At 40.0% G+C, this 23,567-nt stretch carries 17 protein-coding genes; 11 read left to right on the forward strand and 6 right to left on the reverse strand.

Annotation, left to right across the window (positions count from 1 at the left end; all coding sequences use genetic code 11):
- Positions 1–4 precede the first annotated feature (4 nt).
- The 6 genes from OFN91_RS00655 (at position 5) to htpG (ending at position 9,543) form a co-directional block, all read left to right on the forward strand.
- Positions 5–1,753 (forward strand): GspE/PulE family protein, encoded by a 1,749-nt coding sequence (locus OFN91_RS00655; protein ID WP_270858769.1) that lies wholly within the window; start codon positions 5–7, stop codon positions 1,751–1,753.
- Complete coding sequence (locus tag OFN91_RS00660) at positions 1,750–2,991, forward strand: type II secretion system F family protein (RefSeq protein ID WP_270872893.1); 1,242 nt, start codon at positions 1,750–1,752, stop codon at positions 2,989–2,991. The genes OFN91_RS00655 and OFN91_RS00660 overlap by 4 nt, the downstream gene beginning before the upstream one ends.
- Before the next feature lie 160 nt (positions 2,992–3,151).
- Positions 3,152–5,323, forward strand: a complete 2,172-nt coding sequence (locus tag OFN91_RS00665; protein ID WP_270873062.1) for an FtsK/SpoIIIE family DNA translocase — start codon at positions 3,152–3,154, stop codon at positions 5,321–5,323.
- Between the two features lie 36 nt (positions 5,324–5,359).
- Positions 5,360–6,526: an FtsW/RodA/SpoVE family cell cycle protein gene (locus tag OFN91_RS00670; protein ID WP_270858771.1), complete on the forward strand. Its 1,167-nt coding sequence runs from the start codon at positions 5,360–5,362 to the stop codon at positions 6,524–6,526.
- A 2-nt stretch (positions 6,527–6,528) separates the two neighbouring features.
- A complete protein-coding gene (murG, locus tag OFN91_RS00675; RefSeq protein ID WP_270872894.1) occupies positions 6,529–7,611 on the forward strand; it encodes an undecaprenyldiphospho-muramoylpentapeptide beta-N-acetylglucosaminyltransferase in 1,083 nt (360 codons plus the stop codon).
- 90 nt (positions 7,612–7,701) lie between these two features.
- Positions 7,702–9,543 carry a molecular chaperone HtpG gene (gene htpG, locus OFN91_RS00680; RefSeq protein WP_270872895.1) on the forward strand — a complete coding sequence of 614 codons (1,842 nt, stop codon included), beginning with the start codon at positions 7,702–7,704 and terminating at the stop codon, positions 9,541–9,543.
- Positions 9,544–10,264: 721 nt separating this feature from the next.
- On the opposite strand, the gene OFN91_RS00685 is transcribed toward htpG, so the two are convergent.
- The 3 genes from OFN91_RS00685 to OFN91_RS00695 all read right to left on the reverse strand — a co-directional run bounded on the left by OFN91_RS00685 (position 10,265) and on the right by OFN91_RS00695 (position 17,064).
- Entirely contained in the window at positions 10,265–12,433 is a 2,169-nt protein-coding gene (locus tag OFN91_RS00685) for a heavy metal translocating P-type ATPase (RefSeq protein WP_270872896.1), read from the reverse strand.
- Between the two features lie 6 nt (positions 12,434–12,439).
- Entirely contained in the window at positions 12,440–12,649 is a 210-nt protein-coding gene (locus OFN91_RS00690) for a heavy-metal-associated domain-containing protein (protein ID WP_442867986.1), read from the reverse strand.
- A 1,304-nt stretch (positions 12,650–13,953) separates the two neighbouring features.
- On the reverse strand, positions 13,954–17,064 hold the full coding sequence (locus OFN91_RS00695; protein WP_270872897.1) for an Eco57I restriction-modification methylase domain-containing protein: 3,111 nt from the start codon (positions 17,062–17,064) through the stop codon (positions 13,954–13,956).
- Between the two features lie 150 nt (positions 17,065–17,214).
- On the opposite strand from OFN91_RS00695, the gene OFN91_RS00700 reads away from it, so the two are divergent.
- The 4 genes from OFN91_RS00700 (at position 17,215) to OFN91_RS00715 (ending at position 19,274) form a co-directional block, all read left to right on the forward strand.
- Positions 17,215–17,952, forward strand: a complete 738-nt coding sequence (locus OFN91_RS00700; protein ID WP_270858167.1) for a YebC/PmpR family DNA-binding transcriptional regulator — start codon at positions 17,215–17,217, stop codon at positions 17,950–17,952.
- 9 nt (positions 17,953–17,961) lie between these two features.
- On the forward strand, positions 17,962–18,450 hold the full coding sequence (locus OFN91_RS00705; RefSeq protein WP_270872898.1) for a peptidylprolyl isomerase: 489 nt from the start codon (positions 17,962–17,964) through the stop codon (positions 18,448–18,450).
- A 108-nt stretch (positions 18,451–18,558) separates the two neighbouring features.
- Positions 18,559–18,915, forward strand: a complete 357-nt coding sequence (gene acpS / locus OFN91_RS00710) for a holo-ACP synthase (protein ID WP_270872899.1) — start codon at positions 18,559–18,561, stop codon at positions 18,913–18,915.
- On the forward strand, positions 18,915–19,274 hold the full coding sequence (locus OFN91_RS00715) for a hypothetical protein (protein WP_270872900.1): 360 nt from the start codon (positions 18,915–18,917) through the stop codon (positions 19,272–19,274). The genes acpS and OFN91_RS00715 overlap by 1 nt, the downstream gene beginning before the upstream one ends.
- A gap of 22 nt (positions 19,275–19,296) precedes the next feature.
- On the opposite strand, the gene OFN91_RS00720 is transcribed toward OFN91_RS00715, so the two are convergent.
- The 3 genes from OFN91_RS00720 to hcp form a co-directional block, all read right to left on the reverse strand.
- The gene (locus OFN91_RS00720; protein WP_333720464.1) at positions 19,297–20,364 is read right to left on the reverse strand and encodes an AI-2E family transporter; all 1,068 of its coding nucleotides are present in this window, start codon (positions 20,362–20,364) and stop codon (positions 19,297–19,299) included.
- A 135-nt stretch (positions 20,365–20,499) separates the two neighbouring features.
- Complete coding sequence (locus tag OFN91_RS00725; protein WP_270872902.1) at positions 20,500–21,018, reverse strand: EexN family lipoprotein; 519 nt, start codon at positions 21,016–21,018, stop codon at positions 20,500–20,502.
- Positions 21,019–21,116: 98 nt separating this feature from the next.
- Entirely contained in the window at positions 21,117–22,748 is a 1,632-nt protein-coding gene (gene hcp, locus OFN91_RS00730) for a hydroxylamine reductase (RefSeq protein ID WP_270872903.1), read from the reverse strand.
- A gap of 90 nt (positions 22,749–22,838) precedes the next feature.
- Here hcp and OFN91_RS00735 point away from each other — a divergent pair, with 90 nt between their 5' ends.
- Complete coding sequence (locus OFN91_RS00735) at positions 22,839–23,489, forward strand: Crp/Fnr family transcriptional regulator (protein ID WP_270862585.1); 651 nt, start codon at positions 22,839–22,841, stop codon at positions 23,487–23,489.
- Positions 23,490–23,567: the final 78 nt, after the last annotated feature.

The following is a 23,567-nucleotide window of genomic DNA, read 5'->3' on the forward strand; positions in this document are numbered from 1 at the left end:
TGATATGACAAAGATAGAAGAGCAGATTGTTTCAATTCTAATAAAAAATAATGTCCTAACCCAAGCTATCGTCCCTGAAATTCAGGAGAAAATGGATATTGGTTTGACCCTTGGCGAAGTTTTGGTCGGCGACAACTATTTAAGTCAAGAAAATTTTTGCTTGATTTTAGCTGAGCTTTACAAACGCAGACAGATTGATTACGAAGATGTTCGCGAGAAATTTTCAATCGATCAAAAAGAATTTTTGCAAGTTTTGGCTAAAAAACAAAATTTAACCTATATGAATTTAGATGATGTTGATATCGATTTTAAACTATCTGAGCGCGCTCCGATGGCGCAACTTAAAAAATTTGGCGTAATTCCTGTAAGGGCGGACGATTTAAATATCTATGTTGCGTTTTCTGATCCGTTTAATATGGAAGCTCAGGATAGAATTCAAGCGATTTTTAACAAACACCTTCTAAAAATCGTTGTAGCCGATCCAAATCAAGTAAATAAATATATGTCTAAACTCGAACTTTCCGAGAGTATCAAAGATTTGGTCGCTACTATTAGAAAAGAGCTTGCTAGCACGGGCGGTAGTGGCACAGGCGATGATACATCTGCGATTTTGCAGCTTATCGAGATGATTGTAAAACAATCAATCATTATGCGCGGTAGCGATATTCACATAGAGCCTACTGAGAATAACTGCGTCGTGCGCACCAGAATTGACGGTATGTTGCAAGAAATTTTTATCTTTGATAAAGACATTTATCCGCCACTTGTGAGCCGTTTGAAACTGCTTTCAAATATGGATATCGCAGAGCGTAGAAAGCCACAAGACGGCCGTTTTTCTATGACGATTTCTGGGCGCGAATACGATTTTCGTATCTCGACACTGCCTATTATCAATGGCGAATCTACCGTTATGCGTATTTTGGATAAATCTAAGGTTATCATTAGCCTTGAAAAGCTTGGTATGCACCCAGAAAGCTTTAAAAAATTTAGCAATGCAATGCACGCACCGTATGGCATTATTCTAGTTACTGGACCAACCGGTAGTGGTAAATCAACCACACTATATGCGGCACTAAACGATGTCAAAAGTGTCGATACAAAAATCATTACCGTTGAAGACCCTGTTGAGTATCAGGTAAATTTAATACAACAAGTCCATGTTAATGAAAAAGCAGGCCTTACATTTGCGTCGGCTTTGCGCTCGATTTTGCGTCAAGACCCTGATATTATAATGATCGGTGAGATTCGTGACCAAGAAACGCTTAGAATCGCGATTCAAGCGGCTCTTACTGGACACTTGGTCTTTTCTACACTACACACAAATGACGCTGTTAGTGCGATACCAAGAATTGTAGATATGGGAATTGAGAGTTACTTAATCAGTGGTGCGCTTATTGCGGTCGAGGCTCAACGCCTTGTGCGCAAGCTTTGCCCACACTGCAAACAACCGACAAATGTGCCAAAATCTATGCTCGATCAGTTAAAAGAATTTTTACCTGAGCAGTATAAATTTTTCAAAGCAGTTGGTTGTGATCAATGTGGTCAGACAGGCTATATGGGTCGTGAGATGATAAGTGAAATTTTGCCTATTACAGATCGTATGCAAAGCCTGATTGCAAATGGTGGCTCGAAAGACGATATGAGAGCTTTGGCGAAAGAGGAGGGCTTTATCGATATGTTTGAAGATGGCATTATTCGTGCAGCTCGTGGAGTAACAAGTATAGAAGAAATTTATAGGGTGGCTAAACAATGAAAGATTTAAATGTAAATATGAACGCTGGTGGAAAACGCCAGCAAATGCGACTAAAAGTCAATAACAAGGTCAATGCGAACAACCTAATGAAACAACGCTCAGGCGGTTCGATTTCTAGACGCGCTCAAACGCAAAATTTGGGTAATATCACAGGCGATTTTAAAACCCAAGTAACTCGTTTAATGGGCGGTAGTGGCAAGGTAAAAACTCTGCCATTAGTTGCTGCTATTAGACAGCTTTCTGTTATGACAAATGCTGGTATTTCTATTCACGACTCTATTAAAGAGGTCGCAAGAGCGACAGAGGATAAGACGCTAAAAGGCATTTTTAGTGCGATGAACGACGACCTTAATGCAGGTCTTAGCCTGACTGAATCAGCGGAGAAATTCCGCCCACAACTAGGCGATGTCGTCGTGGCAATGGTAAGCCTCGGTGAAGCCACAGGTAATATGGCTGAATCACTTGCTAAGCTAGCTTCTATGCTTACTGAACTTTACGAAAACCAAAGAAAATTTAAAAAGGCTATGCGCTATCCGATGACTTTGATGATTGTTATGGCGATAGCATTTACGATTTTAATGATGTATGTTGTGCCTAAATTCCGCGAAATTTTCGAAGAGCTCGGCGCAGATTTGCCACTTCCTACAAGAATTTTGCTAGGAATTGAAAGTGCGCTTAACAATTATGGCGGCTATATTTTGCTTGGTATCATTGTTACAATCGTGGGTCTTAAATGGCTGTATAAAAACAACGATCAGTTTAAAATCGGCTGGGATAGGGGAATTTTAAAGGTTTATTTGTTTGGTAAGATTATTTTTTACTCTACAATGTCAAGATTTATGCTTATTTTTACCGAGCTAGTTCGCGCTGGTATTCCTATTGCAGATGCCCTTGATACGGCTGTTTTGATGGTCGATAACCACACACTAAAAGAAAAACTTTCAAGCGTTAAAATCGCTGTTCAACAAGGTGTTAGCCTAACAGAGGCTTTTGAGAATACTGGACTTTACGAGAGTATGCTTATTCAGATGATTAGCGCTGGTGAGCAGGCTGGTAACCTCGATAAAATGCTTGGAAATGTTGCTGATTATTACAAAGAGAAATTTGACGATATTATCGATAATATTTCTAGTTATGTTGAGCCGATTATGCTATTTTTCATGGCTGGTATGGTCTTACTACTCGCTCTTGGTATCTTTATGCCAATGTGGGATTTGGGAAAAGCTGTCAAAAACTAAAACAAAATCCGCGTCCAAATCGGGCGCGGATTTATCACAACTTCGTAAAATTCTAGTTTTCAAATAAAATTTTAACCTTAAATTTGCTAAAATTGCGCTTTTTATTTTCAAAGGATTTATCATAATAAAAGAAGTATATTTTATAATCGTCTCGGCTATAATTTTGTTTTTTGGATTTGCTACGATTGCGCCTGATTCGGCTCTTGTCGGCAGTGCTGGCAATGCAATTCGCTCGGTAAATTTAGGGCTTTTTGGTTATTTTTCATATATTTATCCACTATTTTTACTAGGGCTTGTCTATATCGCGTATCGCTATTTCAGGGGATTTGATTTTAGATTTTTTGAATTTTGCATAGGCGTGATTTTGCTATTTTTCACCGTGCTTTTTGTGCAATCAAGCATTATCGGCGATAGTGGTGGAATCATCGGTAGCGTGGTCATAAATCAGTTAAGGCAGTTTGTGGGAAGTGTGGGGATTTGGATTTTTAATCTAACGCTTTTTGTCCTTTCGCTGGTGCTGATTTTCGAGGATAAGCTTACAAATATTATCAAAAATTCTTTTATCAAAGAGCAAACTAGCGAGGCAAAAAGTGAAATTTCGCGCGAACAAACTCGCCAAAGAGCCACAAGGGCGCAAACCGAGCTAAAACCAAAACCGCTTAAAAAAGACAGAGCTGAATTTAGCGAAAAGCAAGAGAGCAAAATCGAAAAATTTCTAACCGAGCAAAGCGATGATTTGGAGGGTGAAAATTTAGATTTAAATTTAGAAAAAGAGCCAAATTTACAAAATGAAATTTCAGAGCCAAATTCTAAAAAATCAAATTCCAAAAAACCATCTTCGCTAAAAAAAGTCGAGCATTTAAGCGAGGTTGCCGAAAACAAAAAACTTCTTGATGAGTTAGAAAAGGGCAAAATCGATAAACCGCAAAATTTCGCCCTTCCGCCACTTGATTTTTTGGAAAATCCGCCCAAAAAACAAAATATAATCGATGAGAGCGAAATAGATCAAAAAATCTTTGATTTGCTTGATAAACTTCGCAAATTTAAAATCGACGGCGATGTCGTTCGCACATACTCAGGTCCCGTGGTTACGACATTTGAGTTTCGTCCAGCAGCGCACATTAAGGTTAGTAAAATCTTAACCCTCCAAGATGATTTGGCTATGGCTCTGCGCGCGCAGACGATTCGTATCCAAGCCCCGATTCCTGGCAAAGATGTCGTAGGTATCGAAATCCCAAATCAAGAGGCGCAGACAATCTATTTGCGCGAAATTTTTGAAAGCGAGGTTTTTAAAACTGCTTCTAGTCCGCTTACTATGGCGCTTGGTAAGGATATCGTGGGTCAGCCTTTCGTCACAGATCTAAAAAAACTCCCACATCTACTTATCGCAGGTGGGACAGGAAGTGGTAAAAGTGTCGGCGTAAATGCTCTTATTTTAAGCCTTTTGTATAGAAATTCGCCAAAAACACTGCGCCTAATAATGGTCGATCCAAAAATGGTTGAATTTAGACTTTATGAGGATATCCCACACCTACTAACGCCGATTATTACTGAGCCAAAAAAAGCTATAACTGCCCTTGGAAATGTCGTGGCTGAAATGGAGCATAGATATCGCATAATGGCTGATAATAGGGTCAAAAATATCGAAAGTTATAATGCCAAAATTTCAAAAGAAAATGGCGAAATTTTGCCTTATATTGTGGTTGTGATAGATGAATTTGCCGACCTTATTATGACAGGCGGAAAAGAGGTCGAAACCAACATAGTGCTTTTAGCTCAAAAGGCAAGAGCATGCGGAATCCACCTAATCATCGCGACACAACGCCCAAGCAAAGAGATTGTAACAGGCCTAATCAAAGCCAATATGCCAAGTCGCATTAGCTTTAAGGTTCGCTCATACACAGATAGTCGCATAATCCTCGATCAAATGGGATCTGAAAGCCTGATAGGGAAAGGTGATATGCTCTTTATGCCACCAAGCGGAAGCACTACGATTCGCCTGCATGCGCCTTTTAGCACAGAAGATGAGATAAACGCCATAGCTGAGTATTTGCGTTCGCAAGAAAGCGTGGTTTATGATGAGAGATTTTTAGCCGAAAACGATAGCCAAAAAGAGGGCGCAGGTATGATGGATCCGCAAAATATGGAGCTTGACGAGCTGTTTGAAGAGGCGAAAAATATCATTTTAACCGAAGAAAAAACTTCGATTAGCTATTTGCAACGCCGTCTTAAAATCGGATACAACCGCGCCGCTACAATCATCGAGCAGTTAGAGCAAATGGGAATTTTAAGCGAAGTTAATGCCAAAGGGCAAAGAGATATCATCAAATAAATTTGGCTAAATTTTGAAATTTAAATGGAGTAAAATTTGAGAACAGATCAGTGGCTGTTTTATTTCACGGTTGCATTAATCACCATAGGCATTGTATTTTCGCTATCCTTGACCTCATATACCACGCTTGCAAGCGATACTGAGCCACTATATTTTTTCAAAAAACAATGGATATTTGGTATGTTTAGCATTTTCCTTATGTGGGGGCTTTCACAGTTTAACCCAGATAAGGTTTTAACGCCGTTTTGCATGGTTTTGTGGGTGGTCTCTGGGCTAGTGATGATCTCAATGGGCTTCATGCCTAAATCAATCGTATCAGAGGTAAATGGAGCGGCTAGGTGGATAAAAATCGCAGGCATTAGTATCGCTCCGGTGGAATTTTTCAAAGTTGGCTTTATATATTTTTTGGCGTGGAGTTTCTCGCGCAAGATGAACCACACTAAAAAAACGGTTTGGCAAGAGATTAAAATTTGGGTTCCGTATGTCTTTCTTTTCGCGATTTTTGGCATAGTTATCGCCATAGGGCAAAAAGATCTTGGACAAGTGGCTGTTTTGGCTGCGACGATGATATGTATGTCGTTTTTCGCCGGAACCAGCATGAGGCTAGTTGGCATAGTGGTGGGAATAATCGGCATTTTGGGTTATACCTTTATCGTCACTAGTCCGCACAGAATCGTGAGAATTCGCTCGTGGTGGGCTGGCGTGCAAGATGCTATCACTCCGTTTCTCTCCCCAGAAACAGCCGCTAAGGTTCGCGTAGATGATGCGAATATGCCTTACCAAGTCGGACACTCGCTAAATGCCATAAACAACGGCGAGCTAATGGGCGCTGGGCTAGGGCAGGGAAGCTTTAAGCTGGGCTATCTTAGCGAGGTGCATACTGACTTCGTGCTAGCTGGTATTGCCGAGGAAATCGGATTTTTTGGAATTCTTGGCGTTGTTTTGCTTTTTTCTGCGATGCTTGCTAGGGTCTTTCGCATAGCCTCAAAATCCGTAAATAGCGTATATTTTCTCTTTGGGCTTGGCATTGCTTTTATGCTATTTTTCTCATTTTGTCTAAATTCTTACGGAATTACTGGGTTAATCCCTATGAAGGGTATCGCTGTGCCGTTTCTAAGCTATGGCGGAAGCCATGTCATAGCTGCTTCAATGGCGGTTGGATTTATACTTATGATTAGCAAACGCGCAAATTTAAGGAGCTGAAAATGATAGCAATCAGTGGCGGTGGCACAGGCGGGCATTTAAGTATCGCAAAAAGTTTAGGCGCTGAGCTTAAAAATCGCGGAATAGGGGTGATTTTTATTGGTTCGACCAATGGCCAAGATAGAGCGTGGTTCGAAAATAGCGAAATTTTCGAGCGGGCGTATTTTTTGGAAAGCTCTGGCGTGGTAAATAAAAAAGGATTTAGTAAAATTTCATCGCTGATGAATATTTTAAAACTATCTTTGAAATGTCGTAAAATTTTCAAAGAAAACGGCGTAAAAGCCGTAATCAGCGTGGGCGGATACAGCTCAGCTCCGGCTTCGTTTGCTTCTTTATTTTTTTTCAAGCCACTTTTTATCCACGAGCAAAACGCCATTTTAGGGCGGTTAAACGACCTTTTGGAGCCGTTTTGCAAGAAAATTTACAGCCCATATTCTAGGGAAAAATTCGAGCTTCCCACAGCTTGTGGTTGCGTGACGAAATTTACGCAGGATAATACCCAGTGCATAAGCGATAAATTCGACTATCCAGTAAGTGACATTTTTTTTGAAAAATCTAGAATTCGAAGCGAAGTAAAAACGATAATTTTCTTAGGAGGTTCGCAAGGGGCGAGTTTTATCAATACTCTTGCTTCAAATTTAGCGCCAAGGCTCGTTAAAATGGGCTATGAGATTATTCATCAATGTGGCGAAAAAGAGTTTGAAAAATACAGCGAATTTTACAAAAACGCGAATTTAAATGTCGAGCTTGTGGGATTTAGCAAAAATTTGGTCGATTTGATCTCAAAGGCCGATTTGTGCGTAGGCAGAAGTGGGGCTAGCACTCTGTGGGAGCTCGTGGCAAACGGACTTCCTGCGATTTTCGTGCCGTTTCCGCACGCAGCAGGAGATCATCAATTCTACAATGCAAAATTTTTGCAAGATCTAAATTTATGCAAAATCGTGCGCCAAAATGAGGCTAGCGAGGATAAAATTTTGGATTTAATCCAAAATTTCGACGCTCCAAGTGCAAGTAGGGGGCTAGTAAATTTCAGCTCCAAAAACGGCGCAAAATCCATAATCGACGATATTCTAAGCCAAATTTAAAAACAAAATTTGGCTTAATATTGACAAAACTTAGCACTCGGTGCTATAATGTGCTAATTTTTAAACAAAATTCAATCCAAAGGACATTTTATGGCAAAGAAAAAATTCAAAACAGAGGTCAATGATTTATTAAATTTAATGATTCACTCGCTGTATTCAAACAAGGAAATTTTCCTTCGTGAGCTCGTATCTAACGCCTCAGACGCGCTTGATAAGCTAAATTATCTATGCCTTACCGATGAGGCTTACAAGGCTTTAAGCTACACGCCACGCATTGAAATTTCGCTCGATAGCGAGAATAAAATTTTAAAAATTTCAGACAATGGTATCGGTATGAACGAGGGCGAGTTAGAGACTAATCTAGGCACGATTGCGAGATCTGGCACAAAGGGATTTATGGCGAATTTGAGCGGAGATGCCGCCAAAGATAGCAACCTAATCGGGCAGTTTGGCGTGGGGTTTTATTCGGCGTTTATGGTCGCAGATAGTATCGATGTCATCTCGCGCAAAGCCCTTGAAGACGAGGCTTTCAAATGGTCATCAAACGCCAAAGACTACACGATTGTCCCTTGCGAAAAAGATAGCTTTGGCACCGATATAATCTTGCATTTAAAAGACGATGAATTTGCGAATTTAGCGCGATTAGAGGGCATTATCAAAAAATACTCCAATCATATCCCATACCCGATTTTTGGGCAAAAAGAGGAATATATCCCTGGCGAGGACGGCGCGCAGGGTCATAGCGAGACCAAGGTCGTGCAGCTAAACTCGGCTAGCGCGCTTTGGCAACTGCCAAAATCATCGCTAAAACAGAGCGATTATGACGATTTTTATAAACAAATCAGCCATGATAGCGCAGATCCGCTATTTCATATACATACCAAAGCAGAGGGTGTGCATGAATACACGACGCTGTTTTATGTCCCTTCAAACGAGCCGTTTGATTTATACCGCGTGGATTATCAAAGTGGCGTCAAACTCTATGTCAAGCGCGTATTTATCACAGATGATGCCAAAGAGCTTTTGCCTGTGTATTTGCGCTTCGTGCGTGGCGTGATAGATGTGGAGGATCTGCCACTAAATGTAAGCCGTGAAATTCTGCAAGAAAACCGCATTTTGGCCCATGTCAAAGAACAAAGCGTAAAGAAAATTTTAGGCGAATTAGCCAAAATGCTAAAAAACGACCGCGAAAAATATGAGAAATTTTACGCGCTTTTTGGCAAAGTGCTAAAAGAGGGCTTGTATGGATTCGGCCCTGATAAGGCTGAGATTAGCCACCTAGCGCTGTTTAAGTCAAATTTACGCGAGGGGCTAATCAGCCTAGATGAATACAAGGCTAAAATGAGCGAAAACGCGGAGCAAAAAGAGATTTATTTCATCACTGGCAAAGACGCGAAAATGCTGAAAAACTCGCCACTTTTGGAGGATTTTAACGCTAGGGGCGTGGAGGTTTTGCTTTGTGATGATGAGATTGACGCTGTGGTTATGCCGGGACTTTTCGAGTTTGATGGCACAGCGGTAAAAAGCGTAACTAGCGTAAAAAGCGCCGAGCAAAACGAAGAGCAAAGCCCATGGGCGCTGGAAGTGGCAGCGAAATTTAAAGAGTGTTTGCAAGAACGCGTAAAAGATGTGAAAATCTCCACTCGTCTGACAAACTCACTTTCTTGCCTTGTCTTTGACGAGAGCGATCCAGACTACGCCACACAGCAAATTTTGCGCCAAATGGGGCAGACGAATTTGCCTGAGTTTAAGCCGATTTTGGAAATCAACGCAAAGCATGAAATTATCAAAAAGCTAGAAAATAATAAAACTATGATTGCTAGCGTGGCTCGTTTGGCGTTTGATTTGGCTAAGCTAGGCGAAACCCAAAGCGTCGATGATCCGGGCGCTTTTATCGCCAATATCAACGAACTAGTCGCAAAAGCTTTGTAAAATTTGATTTTTGATTGAGCGTGGCGCGTGGCTTGGAATTTAGTCGCGCTTTTTCGCTTGGAATTTGATTGTGTTTTAATTCGTCGCGTTTTAACTGGGAATTTAGCCGCGCTTTAAGCGTGGCTTTTGGCTGGGGGAATACTGCGCGCGAGGTGGTAAAAATCTCGGGCGCAGGTGATTTGTGTAAAATTTCGGCTTAATAGTCAAAAATTTAGGATGAAAAGTGCTACAATGCCCCTTGTAATCTATTTTGCAATGGGTTATAAAAAATGACAAAAAGTATGAGTAAAAAAATGTCCTTTAAGCCTAAATTTTTGACTATTAAGCCTTTTTTTATAATTTTCTAAAACAAGCGAAACACTCCGATGAAGTCCGATATTTCTTGTATGTAAAGTAAAGTAAAGTAAAGTAAAGTAAAGTAAAGTAAAGTAAAGTAAAGTAAAGTAAAGTAAAGTAAAGTAAAGTAAAGTAAAGTAAAGTAAAGTAGCGGCGTGCGTAAGTGGGCAAGTTTAAACTAGCCTTAGGTTAAATCAAACCTGCTTCGACTTCGCCTTACACCGCTTCGCTTGTTTTTAAGGAAACATCGGCTACGCCGAGTGCTTCGCTTGTTTTTCGAGACGCTTACCACCTTGGATTTAATTCGCACGCAAAAGCGCTGTTTGTGCCTTTTATTCCGTGCGAGATTTTTCCTGTAAAATCTTAGAAGTGCTTAAATTTATTTCTAAATTCTCGCAAATTTTAGTCTAATCGAATTTAGCACCACTGTTACCGAGCTAAAACACATTGCCGCTGCGCCAAACATCGGTTTTAGCAAGACACCCCACAAAGGATATAAAATTCCAGCCGCCACAGGTATGCAGATGAGATTGTAAAAAAACGCCCAAAAAAGATTTTGTTTTATCGTCGTCATGGTTTTTTGCGACAAATTTATCAAATAAGCCAAATTTCGCAAGTCGTTTTTGATAAAGATTATATCTCCTGCACCTTTGGCAATGTCGCTGCCTGAGTTCATCGCGACGCCTATATCGGCGGTTTTTAAGGACGGAGCGTCGTTTATGCCATCCCCTACGAAAAGGACTTTTTCGGCATTTTTTAAATTTGCGATAAATTCATATTTTTGGCTTGGCAAAACTTCGCTGATAATTTCATCTACGCCTAAACTTTTGCCGATGAAATTCGCTGTTTTGGCGTTGTCGCCTGTTAGCATTATGGTTTTTATGCCTTGATTTTTGAGTGTTTTTATACACTCACTCGCTTCATCTCGCAAAATGTCGCTAAGCGCCACAAAGCCCACGAATTCGCGCTCAATTGCCACAAAAATCACGCCAAAGCCATCGCACAAAAACTCATCTGCATTTTTTGGCGTTTCAAATTCCACGCCGTTTTCATTTAAAAGCTCTTTATTTCCAGCTAGTAGCGTAAATTCGCCGTTTTGCGCCTTTATACCACGACCTAGCAGGCTCTCAAATTCTCCCTCAAAATTAGCAAATTTCAGCCCTTTTTCTTTCGCAAATTTCACAATCGCCTTTGAAATCGGGTGTTCGCTAAGCATTTGCACGCTTGCGATTAGTGCTAAATTTTCATCGCTTAAATTTGTAAAATTTACCGAAATTTCGCCCCTGCTGAGTGTGCCTGTTTTGTCAAAAACGGCGATTTTCGTATCTTTTAGGATTTCTAAAACTTCCGGATTTTTCACCAAAACGCCGTTTTTAGCGGCATTTGAAATGGCACAAACTATCGCAATGGGCGTAGCCAAACCCAAAGCGCAAGGGCATGAAATAATCAAAACGCAAATCGCGCAAAGTAAGCCGATATGGGCTTTTCCTGCGATTAGCCAAATCACAAACACGCAAATGGCAATAAAAATCACGCTTGGCACAAAGATATTTGCGATTTTATCGGCAAAGCGAGAAATCGGCATTTTTTTGCTTCCTGCTTCGCTAAGTAAATTTTTGATTTCAGCCAAAACGCTTTGGTGCGAAAATTTGGTGATTTCGACCTGTAAAATTCCTGCGACACTCACGCACCCAGCATTTACGCTATCTCCTGCCTTTTTAAAAACGGCTAAACTCTCGCCGGTTATGAGGCTAATATCAATTTCAGCTTCGCCACTTATGACCACGCCATCGCCCGGGATTTGTGCGCCGTTTTTGACTAAAACTTTATCTCCCGGTTTTAGTTCGTTAGCCAAAATTTCGCTTGTCGTGCCGTCAGGGTTGATCAAAATCGCCTTTTTTGGGCTTAAATCTATGAGTTTTTTAATGTAATCATTAGCTTTAAGTTTGCTTCGCTCTTCAAGGTATTTTCCTAGCAATATGAAAGCAATTATCATCGCTGACGAGCTAAAATACAAATTCGCCCACTGACTTTCGCCCTTAAAATGGACGAAAATCGCACTTCCTAGCGAATACAAATACGCCGCAGACGAGCCAAGCGAGACTAGCACATTCATATCGTAGTTTTTGTTTTTTAGCGACCCATAGGCATGGTAAAAAAAGTTTTTGCCACAAAAGCCAAGCACAACTGCACCCAAAATCGCACAGAGCAGGGCTTTTACGGCGAAGCTGAAATTTGATTTCATCTCAATTAGCATTATAAAACACGCTAAAATCACGGCTAAAACGAATTTAAAAAGCATATTTTTTAAATTTCGCGCCTTTTTGGCTTCCAGCTCTTCGTAGTTTGTGGCGATTTCATAGCCTAGTTTTGTGATTTTTGCTTTTACGGCGTCTAGGACAGCTTCATCTGCTACTTCAAATTCGCCGATCCCAGCTGTGAAGCTCACATTTACGCTTTCTACGCCTTCAATCTTGCGCGTAACTCGCTCGATTGCGTTCGAGCAATTCACACAGGTCATTCCGACTATGTTTAGATTAAATTTTTGTGACATTTGCGATTAAATTTTGGTTGCGCTAAATCCCAAATCGTCCATTTCGCTAAGAAATTTTTCCACCTCATCCGCGCTTAAATTTACGCTTACGACCTTGTTTTCTACATCTACGCTAATCTCGCCAAACTCCTCGCTAAGCGCCTTTTTTATGGTGTTTGCGCAACCATTACACATAACATTTGGTGCGCTAAATTTCATAGTTTGTTTAAAAGACATATTCACTCCTTGAAAAATATTTTGCGATTGTATATCATAAAGTTAAATGTTTGGAATTTCGCTAGCGCAACCCCATAATACTGCGCCGAAAATTTGTCATTGCAAGCGAAGCGAAACAAAATTACTCGCTATTGTCATTGCGAGCTTTCCGCTACCGTAAATTTTTAAATACTGCCCCGATTTTGTCGTTGCAAAAAGTGGAGCAAAATTTGCCTTGATTTGTCATTGCGAGCTTTCGCAGAAAGCGAAGTAATCTACGAATTTAAAATTTAAAGCGTGTGTTTTGCTGTCATTGCGAGCTTTCGTAGAAAGCGAAGCAATCCAGGGAAATTCAGATAAATTTTAATTAATTCAAATTCTCTCTAAATTTTACTGGATTGCTTCGTCGCCTTGCTCCTCGCAATGACACGAAATTTGCGTTTGGATTATTTATGCTCGTAGATTGCCACGGCGACTGCGTCGCCTCGCAATGACATATTAGGCAAATTTGCTCGCTATTGTCATTGCGAGCGAAGCGAAGCAATCTACGAGTTTAAAATTTAAAGCGTGTGTTTTTGCTGTCATTGCGAGCCCAGCGTTGCAATCCAGGGAAATTCAGATAAATTTTGATTAATTCAAATCCTCTCTAAATTTCCCTGGATTGCTTCGAAAACTTCGTTTTCTCGCAATGACACTTTTTTGTCATTGCGAGGAGCTGTGAAACAGCGACGAAGCAATCTACGAGTTTAAAATTTAAAGCGTGTGTTTTTGCTGTCATTGCGAGCCCAGCGTTGCAATCCAGAGAAATTCAGATAAATTTTGATAAATTGAAATTTTCTTTAATTTTTACTGGATTGCCACGACCACTTCGTGGTCTCGCAATGACACTTTTTTTGTCATTGCGAGGAGCGTAGCGACGAAGCAATCTACGAGTTTAAAATTTAAAGCGTGTGTTTTTGCTGTCATTGCGAGCCTAGCGTTGCAATCCAGGGAAATTCAGATAAATTTTGATTAATTTTAAATTCTCTCTAAATTTTACTGGATTGCTTCGAGCCTTTCGGCTCTCGCAATGACACGGATTATAGCGTTTGGTAATTTTGGCTCGTAGATTGCCACGAAACGGCTTGCGCCGTTTCTCGCAATGACAGATTATGCAAAATTACTCGCTATTGTCATTGCGAGGAGCTGTGAAACAGCGACGAAGCAATCTACGAGTTTAAAATTCTTTGCGGTAAATTTGCAAAAACGCTGACCTTAAATTTTAAAGTCGTAGATTGCCACGGCGACTGCGTCGCCTCGCAATGACAGATTGGGCATTGCGAGAATTAAGAGTTTTCGATTAAGGCGATTTCGTCGGCAGTTAAATCGTAAAGTGCAAAAACTAGCGAATTTAGCTCATTTTCGCTCTGTGAAATTTGCGATTTTAAGGACAGCACTTGTGATTTGTATTCGCTAAAAAAGCCTTGATAGTAGTTTTTAAATTTCACTTCGGCGAGTTTGTCGGCAAATTTTTCTTTTTTGGCTTTTGCGTATTCTTTGATAAATTCGTCAAATTCTAAATTTTCAAATTCATTTAGTTTTTGCGGAATTTTTTCTAAATTTAATTCACGCAAAAATTCGGTTTTTGTGGTTTGTAAATTTTTGTTTAAATCTAAAAGTAAATCAACTTTTTGAACAAACGGCTTTTCTTCATCTAAATTGGCAAGTTTTGGTAAGCCAAAAGGTTTTAAATATTCAGTTTTATATCTAAAAAATCCACCCCTTAACTCAGCACCCGTGTTTTTAATAAAAAACCACATTATAGGAGAATTTAAAATTGCTAAATAAAATTTGTAATTTTCTTTAAATTCTGATTTTTTTATAAAACTATAAATAGTTGTTCCGTGATAAAATTTTCCACAATCAAAGCTCATTTGGGATTTTAAACAAATATCTGGTGTAACAATTTTGTTTTGTTCTACAAAATCAAGTCCTTGTTTTCTACTAAATAAAAACCACTCTTTTGGATTATCAAATCTGCCGTGCTCTCTACTACGCAAAAAAGCTTCATTTGCTTTTAAATATTCGTATCCATTTGGAAAATTTGATTTTATATAATCTTCGCTCATAGGAGTTGCTTTGCCGTTTTCAAGCAAATATGGAAAAATCACAAAATAGCGATTTTGCAAATTCGCATAGCGTTTAATGTCTTCGCCTTTTAAAATCGGTTTTAAAAGTCCTTTTTCAACTTCGACGATTTTATCTAATGCTTTGGAATAAAGTCCATTTTTTGTAATTTGTAGCAAATAAACATCATCACCACTAGTTGCAATGCCTTGAAAAATTTTGGCAAAAACATCGCTTACTTTTAGTGGTTGAGAGTTTATCTTTTCTAAAATATTTGCTGTTTTGTTATCTGTTAAATTCCATTTGTCGTTGCTTAAATTTTGGTATGAAATTTCGTTTAAATTTAGCGAATTTGTTAGTTCATTTGGATTTAAATGTGTAAATTTAAGCTTTTGGTTATCGTGCGATAAAATGCAAATGCAGGTATAAGTCGAAGCGTCGCTAAAAACGCTGTGGCTACCGAAATGATAGAGTTTTTCAAGGGCTTTGTTTTGGCTTAAAAATTTGCGAATTCCATTTCCAAAATCTGAAATCAAAAATTTATGTGGCAAAATAAAGCCTAATTTGCCGTTTTTATTAAGCCATTTAAAACCTTGTTCCATAAAAAGCACATAAATATCGTAATTTCCTGTGGCAGAAGTAAATTTTTGTTCGTAAATTTTACTTTCTTGTTCGTGGTGTGCTTTTAAGCCTTGCACTCTGATATATGGTGGATTGCCTAAAACGCAGTCGAATTTGAAATCAAACGGAAAATCTAAAAGCGAATTTGCGCATTTTATATTGTTTGATAAATCCGTCAGTTTTCGCCCCTTTTGCGCGGTGCGGAGCCAAAGCGAGAGTTTGGCGATTTGGACTGCGTCGGCGTTAATATCTACGCCAAAAAGGTTGTTTTCTAAAATTTGGGGTTCTATGTCGTATAACGGCAAAGCTTCGTTTTCGTAAATTTTGCGAAATTTATCTAAATTTTTGTGTTCGTTTATGAGAAAATCCAAAGCCCCGTTTAAAAATGCTCCACTTCCACAAGCGGGGTCGATGATTTTTAAACCAAGCAAAAATTCTTTATAAGCACGGATATTTTCTAGCGTTTGTTTTTCGTCCTTGCTAAGGCGTTTTGGGTTTTTTGGGATTGCGATTTCGTGCAAATTTAGCCTTGACTTTTCGTTTTCGCAAATTTTACCTAGGGTTTGGCTAATGATAAATTTCACAATGTATTCAGGCGTGTAGAAAATACCGTCTTTCTTGCGTTTGGAGTTTGTTTTTTCAAATTTTTCGCCGATTATTTGCGAATTTAACTCTTCTAAATCGCTTAGGCTTTGCTCGAAAATATGACCTAAAATATTTACACCAATATCACTTGCAAAGTCGTAAGATGAGAGTTTGGTGATATAGCTTTGTAAAATTTCATCGCTAAGCCTTAGCGAATTTAGCGTTTCATCAGTGGCAAAAAGTCCGCCGTTGTAAGCTGGGATTTGCAAATTTTGGCTTCCTTTGTCAATCGCTTCGAAATATTTCTGCCAAATTTGATAAAGCGACATATCGGCAATGTCCTTTAACTGGGTAAATTTATCATTTATTTCGCTAACCAAATTTGATTTTAAAAGCCCCATATCTTCGGCAAAAAGCACGAAAATAATGCGGTCGCAGAGTTTTTGGGTTAGGCTTAAAATCGTAGTTTGCGAAATTTGCGAATTTAGCGAAACGGCATTTTCAAAGAGTTTTAGGCGAAATTCACTAAAATCAGCGTAGAGTTTTTTAGAAATTTCTTGCTCAAAATTCTCGCTTTCTTTTAGCAAATTTAGCGTTGCGTTTGAGATTATGTTCTCAAAGCATAAAATTTGGTGAAAAAACTCAAATTCCGCACGGCTCATCGTAAAAAGGCTGAATTTTTCGTAAGCTGTCTTTTTGTCGATATATAGGCGAATTTCATCGAAATTTGAGATGATGATATAGCGACTTTTGGCGTGAGAGTTGTGGTAGTTAAAGGCTTGGATTTCTATTTTGTCTAAATCACGAGTTTTTTGGTCTTTTAGCTCAATGACGCCGATAACTTCGCCGTTTGCGCCTAGGATTGCGCCGTCTGCTTTTTTGCCGTCGGTTTCGTTTTTGCTCTCTCTTGCTAGGTTGAAATTTTGCGGATTTGTCGTTTTTAGCGTGTAGCCTAAGCAAGCCTCAAAAATATCGTGTAAAAAATCCGTCTGATACTCTTCTTCTTTTATGGTTTTTAGAAGTTCAATTTTAGCTTGAAATTTTAATAAATTTGCGTAGCGTTGTTCGAGCAGTTCGGAGTTTTGCGTCTGATTTTGTGCGATTTTTCGTTTGAAAAGTGGCATATTCATTTCCCAAAATTTTGAAATTTAAAAATTTTGTGATTTTAGCGAAATTTGATTTAAAATACCGCAAATATCCACCATAACACAAAATTTAAGCCAAATTTTGCTACAATCGCAAGTTTTTAAATTTTAAATTCACAAGGATAATTTATGGGACGAGCGTTTGAATATAGACGAGCGGCAAAAGAGGCTAGATGGGGGAAAATGAGCAAACTTTTCCCAAAACTTGGCAAGGCAATCACAATGGCAGCCAAAGAAGGTGGCGAAGATCCTGAAATGAACGCCAAACTTCGCGCTGCAATCGCGACTGCAAAGGCGCAAAACATGCCAAAGGACAATATCGACGCGGCGATTAAACGCGCCAGCGGTAAGGATAGCGCGGAGATTAAGACCGTATTTTACGACGGCAAAGCCCCACACGGCGCGCTTGTCATCGTCGAGTGCGCCACAGACAACCCTACTCGCACGGTTGCAAACATAAAATCAGCCTTCAACAAAGGCAAGGGCGAGTTTTTGCCAAGCGGAAGTTTGAAATTTATGTTTTCTCGCAAGGCAGTTTTTGAGACGAAATTCCCAGACGGCGCAGATATCGAGGAGCTAGAACTCGAACTAATCGACTTCGGACTAAGCGAAATCGAGGTAAATGAGTTCGAAAACGACAAAGGCGAGAGCGAAAAAACGCTAATCATCTACGGCGAATACGAAAATTTCGGCACTTTAAATGAGGGTATCGAAAAGCTAGGTTTGGAGCTAATTAGCGGAAATTTGAAATTCATCGCCAACGACAAACACGAATTCAGCGACGAGCAAATCGCCGATATCGACGCGCTACTAGATCGCCTCGAAGACGACGACGATGTGCAAGCAATATACACAAATATCGAATAAGGAGAAAAAATGGAAGAGTTAAAAGTCTATGAAATCGACGAAAGCGCGCTATCAAAGCTAAAATTCGCCATAATCCACACAGACAAAGGCGACATGACGCTAGAATTATACGCAGACGAGGCACCACAAGCTGTGACAAATTTCGCCACACTCGCAAACTCAGGCTTTTATAAGGGGCTAAATTTCCACAGAGTTATCCCAAATTTCGTAATCCAAGGCGGCTGCCCTTACGGCACTGGCACAGGCGGTCCTGGCTGGCGCATAAACTGCGAGTGCGTAGGTCAAAAACACCGCCACGAGCGTGGTTCGCTAAGCATGGCGCATGCTGGACGCAACACAGGTGGAAGCCAGTTTTTCGTCTGCCACAGCGCGCAACCGCACCTTGACGGCGTGCATACGGTATTTGGCAAGGTCGTGGATAATGCAGGACTAGCCGTGCTTGACGCGATTAGAGCCGGCGATAAAATCATCGATATTGAGATTAAAGAAAGCTTGTAAATTTATCATCATTGCGAGAAATGGCGAAGCTGTTTTGAAATCAGACAATATCAAAAATTCTCTGGATTGCTTCGCTTCGCTCGCAATGACAAATTTAAAAATCAAAAAATGGTTGGGATAGACATAGTTCAAATTTCACGCATATCGGGCTTACGAGAAAAATTCGGCGAAAAATTTTTGCGTCGTGTTTTTTGCGATGATGAAATCGCTTTAATAAAAAGTGATGAAACTTTGGCAGGATTTTTTGCCGCAAAAGAAGCGTTTAGTAAAGCTCTTGGCACTGGAATTGGCTCGGAGTGCGGATTTTTAGATATAAAAATCGCCAAAACGCCAAAAGGTGCTCCGTTTTTTGAAATCTCATCAAATTTAAAGACAAAATTCAATATAAAAAACTCTGCCCTTAGTATCAGCCACGACGGAAATTTCGCAATCGCAGCTGTGATTTTAGAAATAGGAGATATTTAATGCAGTTATATGTAGTTAGCAAAGATACACCACCGGTTGAAATTAAAGAAGAATTTTATCATGTGGAGAGTTATTTTGCGATGAGCGAAACACAAGCCGATAAATCAAATCTTCGCTCATGTATCCAGCCACAACTTCCAAATTACGGTAGAACTTGGAGAGCTTTGCAAAATTTACCAAAAAATTTATATGATGAAGTTACAAAAATTGCTGGTATTCATTTGCTTTATAAAATTCACAAATCAAAGCTTGATGATTTAATTGCATATTTGTATCCAGAAGGCACAGATTACCCGTATAAGGACATTTTAGACATAGTTGTTGGTGATTATTTTTATGTTTATTCTTTTGACACTTAAAAATCGCAATTTATAAAAATAATCACTGAAAATCTGCGCTTTTGAGATAATCATACAGGCTTAGCACGCTTAAAAACAGCGTCAGTATCGCAGGGCCTAGTATCACACCCCAAAACCCAAAGGTCGAAATCCCAGCTAGCATTGAGAAAAAGATTAAAATTTCGTTGATTTTGGCGGGATTTTTTACAAGGCGCGAGTTGATAAATTTAATCACAAGCGGCTTTACAAAGCTATCAGCGATCGTCGAAATCATCACCACACAATAAATCAAAATGATAAGCGCACCGCTCGTCGAACCCCCGATAAAGACGATTAGCGCGGTAGGCACATACACGAGCGCGCCGCCGATTGCAGGGATTAGCGAGCAAAATCCAAAAATCACGCCCATTAGCACAGGGTCGAATCCGTAGCTTCCAGCAATCACCGAAAACAAAAGCCCCTGCAAAACGGCGTTAAAAATTGTCGAGTATAGCACCACGCTCATGGTGTTTGCGGTCTCTGCGAAGATATAATCAAGCTGCTCGGCTTTGACGGGGACGATTTTTTTGATAAAGCCCGCAATATCGGCGCCATAAAGGTATGCAAAAAAGCAAAAAATGATGATTAGCACCATATCAGCGATAAATTTTAGGCTCGATTTGCCTGCCACAGAAAAGTATGAAAACGCCTGTTTGGCGGTGGCTGCGATGTCTAGGTTGCCCAAAAATTCCTTGATTTGCGCCTCAAATCCATTTAGTGCCTTTGGGAGCTGAATATCCATATTTTTGGCGTTTTCGACCATTAAATTTAGGCTAGAAATGTCAAAATGCGCGATATTTTTCGTAATTTGCGTGCCAGCATAGATAAATGGCACAAACAGCACCACGCACAGCACCAGCGTCGTTAGAAGCGAGCCTAGCACCTTTTTGCCACGCACAAATGAGAGGATTTTGACATGCAAACCAGATGTCGAAATCGAAATCAAAACCCCAATCGCAATCGCCAGCAAAAACGGCGAAAACAGATAAATCACGCAACAAAACAGAAATAAAATTATACCGATGAAAAAAATCTTGCTCGTTTTTGCGTTTTTCGCACTAGCTTTGCCCAGCGGTTCGCCCTTAGAATCGACAATATTAGGGCGTGAGTGTGAAAGTGTGTCTAAATTTTCGTTATTTGCCAAATTTTATCCTTTAAATTTCAAAAGGGGTATTTTATAAATTTAATTTTTAAATTTCAAATTTTACTATTTTATCTCGATAATTGCCCCACTACCGACGCCAAGCGCGCCAGTTTCGATAAGCGCACCACTACCGATATCAAAAACCCCGTTTTTCACATCGCTAAACACCCCAGCGCAAATTTCATCATCGCGGTTTATGCTAACCTCGATTTTAGCGCTATTTACGCGGTGAAACTGGGCGCAGGTTTTATCGCCGATTTGTAGTGGTAAGGATACATTTGTCATCGAGCCAGGCTCGCTAAATTCGCCCTTTGCGACATAATACGCGCCAAAATCGCTAAAAATCGTGTTAAACGATAATTTTACCTTTGATTTGGCAAAATTCATTTTCTCGGCGACTTCGCGTAGGGCTGCTCTTGCGTTTTGGCAGTTTTTGCCTTGTTTGGACTTTGCGTTACACTGCGCCACGACGCTCTTGGCGACCTCTAAATTCGCCCTGTAATAATCCACGCTTTTTTCGCTTTCGCAGCCTAAAAAAACGGCGCAAAACGCCACAATAGCGCAAAATTTTATGAATTTCATTTTTAGCCTTTTTGTGAAATTTGAAGAAAGATTATAGCGAATTTGGGGTTAAAATTTGCTCGCCAAAACGGCGAGCATAAAAGGAGAACTATTATTATTTATCCAACAAGCAATCTCATATCGGCCTCAACCGAGCTAATGCCCGCAATGCCGAAGTTTTCGACCAATACCTTTGCCACATTTGGCGATAAAAACGCTGGAAGTGTAGGTCCAAGGTGGATATTTTTCACGCCAAGATATAAAAGCGCTAAAAGCACGATAACCGCCTTTTGCTCATACCAAGCGATATTAAACGCCAAAGGAAGCTCATTTATATCATTTAGACCGAAAATTTCTTTTAATTTCAAAGCAATTAGCGCAAGTGAGTATGAGTCGTTGCACTGACCAGCGTCTAGGACACGCGGGATTCCACCTATATCGCCCAAATTTAGCTTATTGTATTTGTATTTAGCACAACCTGCGGTTAAAATCACGGTGTCTTTTGGCAAAGCTTTTGCAAACTCAGTGTAATACTCCCTAGATTTCGCCCGTCCGTCGCACCCAGCCATGACGACAAATTTACGGATTGCGCCTGATTTTACAGCTTCTACGACCTTGTCAGCTAGGGCGAAAACCTGTGCGTGAGCAAAACCGCCTATGATTTTACCGCTTTCAATCTCCGTTGGAGGCGCACAGATTTTGGCCTGCTCGATTATGGCGCCAAAATCCTTATTTTCGCCGTGTTCGCCCTTAATGTGGGGGCAACCCTCCACGCCCACAGCCCCTGTCGTCCAAAGTCTGTGTTTGTAGCTCTCTGGCGGGATTATGACGCAGTTTGTAGTCATCAAAATAGGGCCGTTAAATTTCTCAAATTCCTCTTTTTGCTTCCACCACGCATTACCGTAATTTCCGATGAAATTCGGATATTTTTTGAAAAACGGATAGTAGTGGGCTGGAAGCATTTCAGAGTGTGTATAGACATCTACGCCACTGCCTTGTGTCTGCTCCAATAGCATTTCTAAATCGCGCAAATCATGCCCTGAGATTAAAATTCCTGGGTTTTTCCCTACGCCGATATTTACTTCGCTAATCTCAGGATTGCCGTAAGCGCCTGTATTTGCGCTATCTAGCAAAGCCATGCCAGATACGCCAAATTTGCCAGTCTCCATGGCAAGAGCGATTAGCTCATCAATGCTTAGACTATCATCAAGGGTTTTCGCCAAAGCCTCTTGGATAAAAATATCAATGCTCTCATCTTCCTTATTTAGGGCGTTTGCGTGTTTCATATACGCAGCAAGCCCCTTTAATCCATAAGTGGTAAGCTCTCTTAGGCTTCGTTTGTCCTCATTGGCCGTGCTTAAAACTCCGACTTCTCTTGCTTTTTGTGTAAATTCGCTCTCATCTCCCTCCCAAAGGGCAAAGCTTGGCAAATTTGAACAATCGCCTAAATTTGCGATAAGCGATTTTTTCATTTCTAGGGTTTTTTTGATAATTGCGATAATCGCAGGATTATCGAAATTTGCGTTTGTGATAGTTACGAATAAATTCATCGTTACTCTGTGATTTACCTCTTTTGCTACGCTTTTACCCTGTGCCCTTAGCGCACAAGCTACGCTAGAAAGAGCTTTTGTAACATAAACTAACAAATCTTGCATAGCTGCAACTTCTGGCTTTTTGCCACATACGCCACTAATCGTGCAGCCTGTGTTTTTAGCCGTCTCTTGGCATTGGAAACAAAACATATTTTCCATAATTTCTCCTTTGAAATTTGAAATTCAAGGCGCATTATAATATAATGCAAAATTAATTTCTGTTGTTATAACAACAAAAAGGCAAAATTTATGAATTTATCCAAAACCATACTTTTTAACGGCATAAGCGAAGATGAGATTGCAGATTTGCTCCCTTGCTTGGAAGCACAAAGGGCGAAATTCGCCAAAGATGAGATAATTTTTCGCTGTGGGGACAGCACTACAAAAATCGGGCTCGTGCTAAGCGGGAGCGTGGATATTGTCGTAAATTTCTTGCGTGGAAATAGCAATATTTTTGGGCGTATTACCAGAGGCGATATATTTGCTGCAAACTACGCCATAAGCGCAAAACCCCTAGAATGCGATGTCGTAAGCGCAGAGCCAAGTGAAATTTTATTTTTAAATTTGCGCAAAATTCTAACTTCTTGTGCCAAAAATTGCCCCTATCATCACAAAATCATCTATAATCTGTTTAAAATTTCAAGCAACAAAAACCTAAATCTCTCAGCCCGTATGATGCACACTGCGCCCAAGACTATACGAGAGAGATTGCTTTCTTATTTTGGTGAGCAAGCACTCAAAAACGCAAGCACCAGCTTTTGTGTGCCGTTTTCTAGGCAGGGGCTGGCTGATTATCTAGGTGTGGATCGAAGCGCTATGTCAAACGAACTTAGCAAAATGGCGAAAGACGGACTTATCAGCTATGATAAAAACGAATTTCGCCTGAATTTTGATATTTGAAATTTTTTAAAATTTGCAAATTTAGCGTTAAATTTTGCAAATTTAACGCAATTTAATCAAAAAGTCCCCGTTCATCGG

Source organism: Campylobacter sp. JMF_08 NE1 (assembly GCF_027737875.1).
GTDB lineage: Bacteria > Campylobacterota > Campylobacteria > Campylobacterales > Campylobacteraceae > Campylobacter_B.